The sequence below is a fragment of the Acinetobacter sp. AOR18_HL genome, assembly GCF_027855145.1.
Lineage (GTDB): Bacteria > Pseudomonadota > Gammaproteobacteria > Pseudomonadales > Moraxellaceae > Acinetobacter > Acinetobacter pittii.
On the sequence record NZ_JAKTIG010000053.1, the window covers coordinates 1 to 9,117 of the forward strand.

A 9,117-nucleotide genomic window follows, 5' to 3' on the forward strand; every position below is an offset into this window, starting at 1 on the left:
TATACATTATACGAATAGGCTAATATTTCCATATTAACCCATTGATTTATATAGGTTTCTTGGCATTAAAGTCTAATGCTACTAATACAGCTCGTGGCTGTTTCCCTGTAAAATCCCAATCAAATATCATTGCAGCTTCGGCTGGCAGCTTCTGTCCAACGTAATCATTAAAGAACTGAGCGCCTTTAATTTTGTAGTCAGTAGATTTAAAACCGATTGCACCTTGTTCTAGCTCACGCTCAGAATAATTCTGTAAAACCGTTACAACGGTATTCGAGAATTCAATTGTTTTACCTGATGTTTGATCTTGGAAATCTCCAGCAGCTTTACGAATGCCTGTGACTGTCATAATTGGATGTTGTGAATTGTTCATTTGCTCACCTTTAAGCTACTGATTTAAATTGCGATACTGGCGGCTCATACCACTCAGGCAATTGTTGTGAAAAGTCGATTTCTACGAGCTTCATAAATGGAATGACGTTTTTAGCCTTGTTGTCATGCAAGTTCTGCAAAAATGCCTTTGAAAAGCCACAATCGCAAAGTTCAGATAAATGTCTATAAAACGTAGGTTTAGGAAGCATTTCAGCTAACTTTTCTAAACCATGTTCACGTACTAAACAGTACGTAGAATAAATATTTCGGATACGTGTTTGAGAAACCTTACCGCTATTGGTAACGACAACTGGCGAGTTAGATATGGCTTCCAAGACACTTTCATCATTAATCAATTTCACAGTTTGACCTCTCATGGCATCAAATATTCCGTGCGTTGCTTTAGTCCAAAGTGTTTGAAGTAAATCAGGATTTGCCTTTTGAAATGCTATAAGTTCATAAAGGTTCGTTGGTACTCCATTACGCTCAAGCCAACGTTTTTTTAAACGCGACTCAAAACGTAAAAGTCCGACAGTCCAGTTAATTAACCGTGAGTCAGACATGACATCGACAACTCGTTGAGCTGACTTGTCATTTTTCTTTGCCAGTTGCTTGAGTTCTTCAAACTGAGAAAGAAATTCGTCATGCTTTAAATAGCATTTATGGTTTACAAGTCTGGATGTCTGGCCACCCCAATACACAGAGCTATCAAACCGCTTATTTGAAAGTCTAGTTTGACCGCTACTGACATTAGCCAGAAAATCCAGAATCTTTTTAGCCGTTGTCTGGTCTGACAACTTAGCCGAGTAAGTCACATCAATATGTGAAACCCAAGCACGATTCCAATCGAGCATACGGGTAAGAACTGGATAAGCCATGTGTAAGAAGCCGATCATTTCATCAGCACCCTGCTCTATATCATCCGAACCAAAAACGTTATGGCCCTGCAATAACTTTGCAGGCGAAGCCTTAATTTGTACGTAAGGCTCATAACTAGCATCGAAAAATACTTTCATTGCCATCCCCGTATAATGAGTTGGCACACTTTCAAATGGATGAAATAAAGCAGCAGCAGAAATTGAACCATCGTCATTCTTATGAACTGATCGTGACGCAAGTGGAATTTCTATGGTGTGAAGATCGATATCTACAAAAAAATAACGCCCTTCCGCATCTACTGAGTAGAAGCTGGATTCGAATGGCGCATTTATGCAAATATGATCTAGCATGGGCTAATTACGCATGTATACAAATAACATTTAGCAGAATTTAATACAATTACACATGAATAGCAAGCACATATAACACATATACAAGTAATATTGTATGCAAGTTAATAACCCTAAAATGTGATCAAAATGGCAGTAACAGTACGTTTAAATGACAAAGAGCAAGAATCTCTTAGAAAGAAGTGTGTAGAGCTCAATAAAATTCTGATCAATAAAAATCTACAGCCCATTAAAGATAGTGAGCTTGTACATATAATTCTTGATCAAGCTATCGATAATGTTGAGATATCAGCAAATGGAAAAGTAGTCGTAAGAAACTCGAAAGACCTCTAAAAATTCCGAAATTTCGGACTAGAGTCCACCATTAGAAGTACAAAAAGACGTATAAAATTCTCAAATTTGAGACTAGAGTCCACCATTAGAAGACGTGGACTCCTCTTCCGCCCCTCGGATCGGTCGGTCGGGCGTCGAGGCTCCTTCTCCCTCCCTCACCGCTTGGCGTGCGAGATTCGCATAATGAGCACTGATGTTAAATGCCCTGCGAGTGCGTTAGAAATGCTCGCATCATTGACAAAAAACCCTGCAAATGCAGGGTTTTATAGTCAACGAACACGGCAAGTAACATAATGCCGTATTATGCGAACTCTCAGTCTCTAAATAAAACAACTCCATAGCAGACGGAGAAAGCTAAAATCAATTGAGACAAAATTGTAAAGTCGCCATTTTTATAAAAGATTTCTAAAATAAAAGATGTCATATTTTGCCAATCCTTCAAAAATCACAAGTGTTGATTTTATTCATTTTTTTGATGCCAGGGCGAGCTCACCGGCTTAAAGAAAAATGTAATAAAATGCCAATCAAGGGATGTATTGATCATCATCTTGTTGCCAACGACGCTCACGAATAAACTTTAAGGTAAACCAAATAGAAAAGGCTATAAGCAAGATACTTGGATATATATATTCCATAAAGAAAGCCATAATCATCCCCTTAAAAATCAATTATAAAATCTTTTGTTCCGTAACCATGCCACACTTTTAAGTGTTTCATCAACTGATTAAATTGCAGTGTACGGCCACAGTATGAGCATTGCGTGTAACTCGAAGTTTGATCACGTAAAAACCCGTAGACTACGCCTTGTGACCGAGTTGGATCGGTCACAATTCCCCTGAACGGCTTTTTTTGGTTACTTCTACGGTAGAACATATAGACGGCTTTTTGTAATCAGTGAAGAAGATGCTTGAATTTTTTTCGTTGCTGCTCAATAAGCTTATTTCGTTGTTCAATCGGATAATATTTACCCTTGAATAAATACAAATAACCCGATTCAGTCCTAATTCTTTTTGGTCTTTCAAAACGATAAGCCCAAAAATTAAGTATGTTTTTGAATAAACCAGAAACAAACAAACCTAGGACAGCACCAGCTACAAAAACATTGAAAGCGAAAGTATTTAAAACAGCAATATCACCAAGAGACATCATAAAAAAATTCCCCCAAATAAATTATGAAATAACAGCAGTAATAGGCTTTTGCTCTTTTTCCTCAGCCTTAACTGGTTGTAATTGCTGTTTATTCGGCTGTGTCTGCTCCGTAGGAACATTATTTAATGTTCCTGTACTCACAGCCTCAGTCCGAGCGTCAGCAAAGTAATTAAACGGTCTATCGCCTTGATCTATAAGCTTCTTGCAGTCTGAACTACTAACATCATGCAATATAGTACCTTGCTGTGTATATGCGACATAGCGACCATTTTTCTTAACACAGCCACTAAAAACAGGCTTAGCAGTAACCTGATAAGAAACAGTCTCTTGAATCTGGTCATCATACGGTTTAGATGGGTTATATGAGACTTGGTCTGTCGTTGTTTGCTGTGCAGGAGCTACAGAAGAACCGTTTTTAGTTATATCGCTAAACCACTTCACGCACTCAGGTTTTTCAACGTTAGCAGCCTTTCTACATTCAGTATCAGCATTAAACTCTGATTTAGTAGTTGTAGCAGCCTGTGTGGTTGTAGATGTCTGATTAGCTTTAGGCTGAGTAGGCTTACCAGTAACCTGATCGTAAATGACATTGTCTTTAGTGGCAAAATGGTAAAAAAGACCAGCCATCACAACAACTACAGCACCAATGAAATAGATAAATTTAGGTATACGCTTTTTATGCGTATTAATCGTTGTAGATTTATAAAGCGTAAAAATACGATCAGCAGGTTTAAAAGAGAATTTAGCTTCACAGTTAATTTTATTAACTAAAGCGTTTGGATTATCACGGGCCGAACCGTATTGATAAACCTTTGGAGTCCACCCCCACGGGCGTGTAATGTGATAGTGACAACCAATCAACTCTTTTACAGCAGGATGTAAATAGCGTGTAGCTTGAGTAATGATATAAAAATCAAAACCTCTATGACGATGGATCGTAAGGTCCATAATCATCGGGTCTTCTGATTTTTTATTTTTATATGGTTCTACAAGTTGAATCTCGTCAATTACGATTACAGAACCATCTGGAGCATCACGCCAATCATGAATCAAAGGTCTAGTGTAAGGAATTTTACAGGCTTTGATATTTGTATAAATGGTACGTACAGGCTGTAATAATTCAAACTTTTGCGGGCCATGAATATCATTGATACGGTCAACAATTTCGTTATATCTAGTAGTTTTTTTAAAATAATCATCTGGACGTAAATCGTCAAATTCTTCATTTAAAAATAAAAAGTAATCTTCTGCTAATGGTTCAATAATCGTTTTACGGGCAGATCCTGAACCCTCTTCATAAGAGTAATAAAGAAACTCATCCTTAAACTTCTCAAACAAAGGTTTATTAAATTCGAATATAGTTTTGTTTTTACGTACATTAATGAAATTTGAACGTTCTAATTTATCTAATTGAGTAACAACAAAGGCCGTCTTAGATGCTCCAGGCGTACCAGTGACAAGATGTAGCATTTTTTATCCCCGTTATTGTTTCTTAAGTAAATGCAATGGAGAAGCTTGTCTAAAATGCTTGGTAACAATTGCACCAAGTACAAGCGAAAAGTAGATATCTAAGCCAGTAACGCCAGCCATTTGTAGAAGCACTACAGGCAATTGATGAACAGAATTACTAAAATGAGTAATCATTGTATTTATTATTGCTAAGGATATACCCGCAGTACCTAGGGTTATCCCTGCACCCTGTAAAACGTTCTTTAAAAAACCTTTTTGGGCACTAGCAAACAAGGTCGATAAACTAGCCATTTTCTCTGACTCCTGAAACTATATAGAGCGCATGAAGTGCCCCAAGAGCTACAACAATCGGATAAACAAAAGCAGAGATAGACTCACACCAAATAGTGAAATCAAAAGAAAAATCTAATGTTTGCCCATTCCAAGAAAATGAAAGCGGTATCTTTGCAGGACATGAGGTTGAGAAGCTGATTTGTGTATTGGGTTCTGGTTCAGACTGTACGTCTAAATCAAGAGTATTGTCGGTATTTTCAGGCTCTTTAAACCAGTTTTTAACCTCGGTCCATGTTTCAGAAGCAGACTTTTTACCAGTTTCCCACCAAGTTGTTAGCGTTTGAGGAAATGAAATTACTGTTTGAGCCGCAGAACATACAGTCGGTGCCCAATCGCAGAAAACTGGGAAATTTAAAGTAATGTCAGATGGAGGAGCAGTTGGAGCCGTTGGGTCTCCGGTTCCTGTTGTTGGTGTAGAGGTACCTGTAGCAGTGTTATTAGTTGGAATTGCCTGAGAGTTATTAAGCTGATTGATTACATCAGTCGCGGGAACGAGTTGATTCTGTTCATCCGCTAAAGCTGTGTCAGCAACAGATGAAACATAGGCTTTACCTTCAGCCTTTTCGGCAGCAGCATCACTGATAAGTTGAGAAGCTACAGCATCATAAGGTAAATATTTTTCTTCACGATTGGGTTGTGCATTCGGATCATATGCAGGGTTAGCAACCTTTGTCATATTGTAAGTAACTGTAGAATTATTAGTTCGAGTTACCGTGTAAGAAGCACCATACGAAAGTGTATTGGGGCCTGCAATACTTTTAATTTGATCTGGACAAGCACCCCAAGTACCGCCTGTAGAACATAAATATGCTAAATGACCGTCAAGAGCAGCTCTTGAAGTAGAATATTTAATATTTTGAGCATTACCATTTACCCAATAATACTGGTCACTCGGCGATGCCGTAGGTGGAACAACATAGTATTTGACTTGGTTATTTGCAGGATCCATTACGTAATCAACAGCACCAATCAAAGATTTAATTGCTAAATCAACAGCTAATATAGCTCCAGTTCTTACAATCATTTTACTAACTTGACCAGCCGCAGGCGTTATTTTAGCCGTACCTTGAGCCGCATAGTTTTTACCATTCAAAACGATATTTTTAGTACCGTCATAAAACGTTGTAGCACCTTGTACAAGTCGTTTTGATACAGACCAACCCTCACTTGCAACAGTCGAAGCACGGACAGCATTAAAAGGCATCATATGTATGCTGAACATCAATAATATTGTTAAATATTTTTTATAACGACCCATGTAACCACCACTATCGTAATAGGTAAAATCCAATAAAAAATTGAAGCTTCTGGCATACATCACCCCAAAATAAGGAAGCCCCCGAAGGGGCTAGTTTTAAGCAGCGTTAGCGCCTTTATTAAGTTTTCGATATCCGATAATGATTGCGGTAATAGTTGCAGCAGCAATCAAAACAGAAAGAATAATTGCTTGTGATGCTGTGAGCTGACCAGTAATAGCAGTCCCCACCTCAGTTAAACCTTCTGCATGTGCAGTACCAGCACCAGCAAGAATTAAACCTGTACCCGCAGCAAAACGGCCACGGAATTTTTGGAACCAAGTTTTTTGGTGAGCTTGTTGAGTCATTGGTGTTACGTTTGAATAAGCCATGATGTTTCTCCTATTTAGGCTAGTTTTGCAGCTTTCATAATGAAGCTGTAAGCGATCAAAAGACCGCATATCTCCGCTATAGCTTTTGATATAGCGATAGAATCTTGTTGTGTAATTGCTAAGCCATTGAAGACCTGAGCAATAGATAAAGGCACATAAGCCGTACACGTCTGCACGTTATTAACGATTTCAATAGCTGAGCAAACGTAAACGTCCATGATTACCCCTGACACTTAGACATGTGAAAGTACAAATACTGCTTATGAAATAGAGAGAAGCACTTTGGGCACTCCGCTTGATTATCCCCTAGCATTGCTATAATATTCATACTAATAATTCACGTAAGTTATTGATTTTTAACATATTATACATTATACGAATAGGCTAATATTTCCATATTAACCCATTGATTTATATAGGTTTCTTGGCATTAAAGTCTAATGCTACTAATACAGCTCGTGGCTGTTTCCCTGTAAAATCCCAATCAAATATCATTGCAGCTTCGGCTGGCAGCTTCTGTCCAACGTAATCATTAAAGAACTGAGCGCCTTTAATTTTGTAGTCAGTAGATTTAAAACCGATTGCACCTTGTTCTAGCTCACGCTCAGAATAATTCTGTAAAACCGTTACAACGGTATTCGAGAATTCAATTGTTTTACCTGATGTTTGATCTTGGAAATCTCCAGCAGCTTTACGAATGCCTGTGACTGTCATAATTGGATGTTGTGAATTGTTCATTTGCTCACCTTTAAGCTACTGATTTAAATTGCGATACTGGCGGCTCATACCACTCAGGCAATTGTTGTGAAAAGTCGATTTCTACGAGCTTCATAAATGGAATGACGTTTTTAGCCTTGTTGTCATGCAAGTTCTGCAAAAATGCCTTTGAAAAGCCACAATCGCAAAGTTCAGATAAATGTCTATAAAACGTAGGTTTAGGAAGCATTTCAGCTAACTTTTCTAAACCATGTTCACGTACTAAACAGTACGTAGAATAAATATTTCGGATACGTGTTTGAGAAACCTTACCGCTATTGGTAACGACAACTGGCGAGTTAGATATGGCTTCCAAGACACTTTCATCATTAATCAATTTCACAGTTTGACCTCTCATGGCATCAAATATTCCGTGCGTTGCTTTAGTCCAAAGTGTTTGAAGTAAATCAGGATTTGCCTTTTGAAATGCTATAAGTTCATAAAGGTTCGTTGGTACTCCATTACGCTCAAGCCAACGTTTTTTTAAACGCGACTCAAAACGTAAAAGTCCGACAGTCCAGTTAATTAACCGTGAGTCAGACATGACATCGACAACTCGTTGAGCTGACTTGTCATTTTTCTTTGCCAGTTGCTTGAGTTCTTCAAACTGAGAAAGAAATTCGTCATGCTTTAAATAGCATTTATGGTTTACAAGTCTGGATGTCTGGCCACCCCAATACACAGAGCTATCAAACCGCTTATTTGAAAGTCTAGTTTGACCGCTACTGACATTAGCCAGAAAATCCAGAATCTTTTTAGCCGTTGTCTGGTCTGACAACTTAGCCGAGTAAGTCACATCAATATGTGAAACCCAAGCACGATTCCAATCGAGCATACGGGTAAGAACTGGATAAGCCATGTGTAAGAAGCCGATCATTTCATCAGCACCCTGCTCTATATCATCCGAACCAAAAACGTTATGGCCCTGCAATAACTTTGCAGGCGAAGCCTTAATTTGTACGTAAGGCTCATAACTAGCATCGAAAAATACTTTCATTGCCATCCCCGTATAATGAGTTGGCACACTTTCAAATGGATGAAATAAAGCAGCAGCAGAAATTGAACCATCGTCATTCTTATGAACTGATCGTGACGCAAGTGGAATTTCTATGGTGTGAAGATCGATATCTACAAAAAAATAACGCCCTTCCGCATCTACTGAGTAGAAGCTGGATTCGAATGGCGCATTTATGCAAATATGATCTAGCATGGGCTAATTACGCATGTATACAAATAACATTTAGCAGAATTTAATACAATTACACATGAATAGCAAGCACATATAACACATATACAAGTAATATTGTATGCAAGTTAATAACCCTAAAATGTGATCAAAATGGCAGTAACAGTACGTTTAAATGACAAAGAGCAAGAATCTCTTAGAAAGAAGTGTGTAGAGCTCAATAAAATTCTGATCAATAAAAATCTACAGCCCATTAAAGATAGTGAGCTTGTACATATAATTCTTGATCAAGCTATCGATAATGTTGAGATATCAGCAAATGGAAAAGTAGTCGTAAGAAACTCGAAAGACCTCTAAAAATTCCGAAATTTCGGACTAGAGTCCACCATTAGAAGTACAAAAAGACGTATAAAATTCTCAAATTTGAGACTAGAGTCCACCATTAGAAGACGTGGACTCCTCTTCCGCCCCTCGGATCGGTCGGTCGGGCGTCGAGGCTCCTTCTCCCTCCCTCACCGCTTGGCGTGCGAGATTCGCATAATGAGCACTGATGTTAAATGCCCTGCGAGTGCGTTAGAAATGCTCGCATCATTGACAAAAAACCCTGCAAATGCAGGGTTTTATAGTCAACGAACACGGCAAGTAACATAATGCCGTATTAT

13 protein-coding genes are annotated in these 9,117 nt (G+C 38.4%); 2 read left to right on the plus strand and 11 right to left on the minus strand.

Annotated elements, in window-relative coordinates; all coding sequences use genetic code 11:
- Positions 1-46: 46 nt before the first annotated feature.
- Together MKL51_RS13195 and MKL51_RS13200 are read right to left on the minus strand one after the other, a co-directional pair.
- A complete protein-coding gene (locus MKL51_RS13195) occupies positions 47-373 on the minus strand; it encodes a hypothetical protein (protein ID WP_270904184.1) in 327 nt (108 codons plus the stop codon).
- Between the two features lie 10 nt (positions 374-383).
- Entirely contained in the window at positions 384-1,601 is a 1,218-nt protein-coding gene (locus MKL51_RS13200) for a phage/plasmid replication protein, II/X family (RefSeq protein ID WP_262441072.1), read from the minus strand.
- A gap of 129 nt (positions 1,602-1,730) precedes the next feature.
- Between MKL51_RS13200 and MKL51_RS13205 the strand changes: the two genes are divergently transcribed.
- A complete protein-coding gene (locus tag MKL51_RS13205; RefSeq protein WP_000301760.1) occupies positions 1,731-1,934 on the plus strand; it encodes a hypothetical protein in 204 nt (67 codons plus the stop codon).
- A 524-nt stretch (positions 1,935-2,458) separates the two neighbouring features.
- On the opposite strand, the gene MKL51_RS13210 is transcribed toward MKL51_RS13205, so the two are convergent.
- From MKL51_RS13210 to MKL51_RS13250, 9 genes are all read right to left on the minus strand, one after another.
- Positions 2,459-2,581: a hypothetical protein gene (locus tag MKL51_RS13210; protein WP_265087793.1), complete on the minus strand. Its 123-nt coding sequence runs from the start codon at positions 2,579-2,581 to the stop codon at positions 2,459-2,461.
- Between the two features lie 244 nt (positions 2,582-2,825).
- On the minus strand, positions 2,826-3,083 hold the full coding sequence (locus tag MKL51_RS13215) for a hypothetical protein (RefSeq protein ID WP_270904331.1): 258 nt from the start codon (positions 3,081-3,083) through the stop codon (positions 2,826-2,828).
- A 21-nt stretch (positions 3,084-3,104) separates the two neighbouring features.
- Positions 3,105-4,553 carry a zonular occludens toxin domain-containing protein gene (locus MKL51_RS13220; RefSeq protein WP_270904332.1) on the minus strand — a complete coding sequence of 483 codons (1,449 nt, stop codon included), beginning with the start codon at positions 4,551-4,553 and terminating at the stop codon, positions 3,105-3,107.
- A 12-nt stretch (positions 4,554-4,565) separates the two neighbouring features.
- The gene (locus MKL51_RS13225; protein ID WP_068550933.1) at positions 4,566-4,844 is read right to left on the minus strand and encodes a DUF2523 family protein; all 279 of its coding nucleotides are present in this window, start codon (positions 4,842-4,844) and stop codon (positions 4,566-4,568) included.
- Positions 4,837-6,144 (minus strand): virulence factor TspB C-terminal domain-related protein, encoded by a 1,308-nt coding sequence (locus MKL51_RS13230; protein ID WP_078221440.1) that lies wholly within the window; start codon positions 6,142-6,144, stop codon positions 4,837-4,839. Before MKL51_RS13230 ends, MKL51_RS13225 begins: the two co-directional genes overlap by 8 nt.
- A gap of 96 nt (positions 6,145-6,240) precedes the next feature.
- Positions 6,241-6,513 carry a hypothetical protein gene (locus MKL51_RS13235; protein WP_270904333.1) on the minus strand — a complete coding sequence of 91 codons (273 nt, stop codon included), beginning with the start codon at positions 6,511-6,513 and terminating at the stop codon, positions 6,241-6,243.
- A 14-nt stretch (positions 6,514-6,527) separates the two neighbouring features.
- The gene (locus MKL51_RS13240) at positions 6,528-6,731 is read right to left on the minus strand and encodes a hypothetical protein (protein WP_094404579.1); all 204 of its coding nucleotides are present in this window, start codon (positions 6,729-6,731) and stop codon (positions 6,528-6,530) included.
- 193 nt (positions 6,732-6,924) lie between these two features.
- Positions 6,925-7,251 (minus strand): hypothetical protein, encoded by a 327-nt coding sequence (locus tag MKL51_RS13245; RefSeq protein ID WP_270904184.1) that lies wholly within the window; start codon positions 7,249-7,251, stop codon positions 6,925-6,927.
- A 10-nt stretch (positions 7,252-7,261) separates the two neighbouring features.
- Positions 7,262-8,479: a phage/plasmid replication protein, II/X family gene (locus MKL51_RS13250; protein ID WP_262441072.1), complete on the minus strand. Its 1,218-nt coding sequence runs from the start codon at positions 8,477-8,479 to the stop codon at positions 7,262-7,264.
- A 129-nt stretch (positions 8,480-8,608) separates the two neighbouring features.
- On the opposite strand from MKL51_RS13250, the gene MKL51_RS13255 reads away from it, so the two are divergent.
- Positions 8,609-8,812 (plus strand): hypothetical protein, encoded by a 204-nt coding sequence (locus tag MKL51_RS13255; RefSeq protein ID WP_000301760.1) that lies wholly within the window; start codon positions 8,609-8,611, stop codon positions 8,810-8,812.
- Positions 8,813-9,117 lie beyond the last annotated feature (305 nt).

Excerpts from the sequence above, each read along its gene's own strand:
- MKL51_RS13215 (WP_270904331.1), bottom strand. The coding sequence starts at position 3,083 with ATGATGTCTCTTGGTGATATTGCTGTTTTAAATACTTTCGCTTTCAAT.
- MKL51_RS13205 (WP_000301760.1), top strand. The coding sequence starts at position 1,731 with ATGGCAGTAACAGTACGTTTAAATGACAAAGAGCAAGAATCTCTTAGA.
- MKL51_RS13245 (WP_270904184.1), bottom strand. The coding sequence starts at position 7,251 with ATGAACAATTCACAACATCCAATTATGACAGTCACAGGCATTCGTAAA.
- MKL51_RS13220 (WP_270904332.1), bottom strand. The coding sequence starts at position 4,553 with ATGCTACATCTTGTCACTGGTACGCCTGGAGCATCTAAGACGGCCTTT.
- MKL51_RS13225 (WP_068550933.1), bottom strand. The coding sequence starts at position 4,844 with ATGGCTAGTTTATCGACCTTGTTTGCTAGTGCCCAAAAAGGTTTTTTA.
- MKL51_RS13240 (WP_094404579.1), bottom strand. The coding sequence starts at position 6,731 with ATGGACGTTTACGTTTGCTCAGCTATTGAAATCGTTAATAACGTGCAG.
- MKL51_RS13255 (WP_000301760.1), top strand. The coding sequence starts at position 8,609 with ATGGCAGTAACAGTACGTTTAAATGACAAAGAGCAAGAATCTCTTAGA.
- MKL51_RS13250 (WP_262441072.1), bottom strand. The coding sequence starts at position 8,479 with ATGCTAGATCATATTTGCATAAATGCGCCATTCGAATCCAGCTTCTAC.
- MKL51_RS13210 (WP_265087793.1), bottom strand. The coding sequence starts at position 2,581 with ATGGCTTTCTTTATGGAATATATATATCCAAGTATCTTGCTTATAGCC.
- MKL51_RS13200 (WP_262441072.1), bottom strand. The coding sequence starts at position 1,601 with ATGCTAGATCATATTTGCATAAATGCGCCATTCGAATCCAGCTTCTAC.
- MKL51_RS13235 (WP_270904333.1), bottom strand. The coding sequence starts at position 6,513 with ATGGCTTATTCAAACGTAACACCAATGACTCAACAAGCTCACCAAAAA.
- MKL51_RS13195 (WP_270904184.1), bottom strand. The coding sequence starts at position 373 with ATGAACAATTCACAACATCCAATTATGACAGTCACAGGCATTCGTAAA.
- MKL51_RS13230 (WP_078221440.1), bottom strand. The coding sequence starts at position 6,144 with ATGGGTCGTTATAAAAAATATTTAACAATATTATTGATGTTCAGCATA.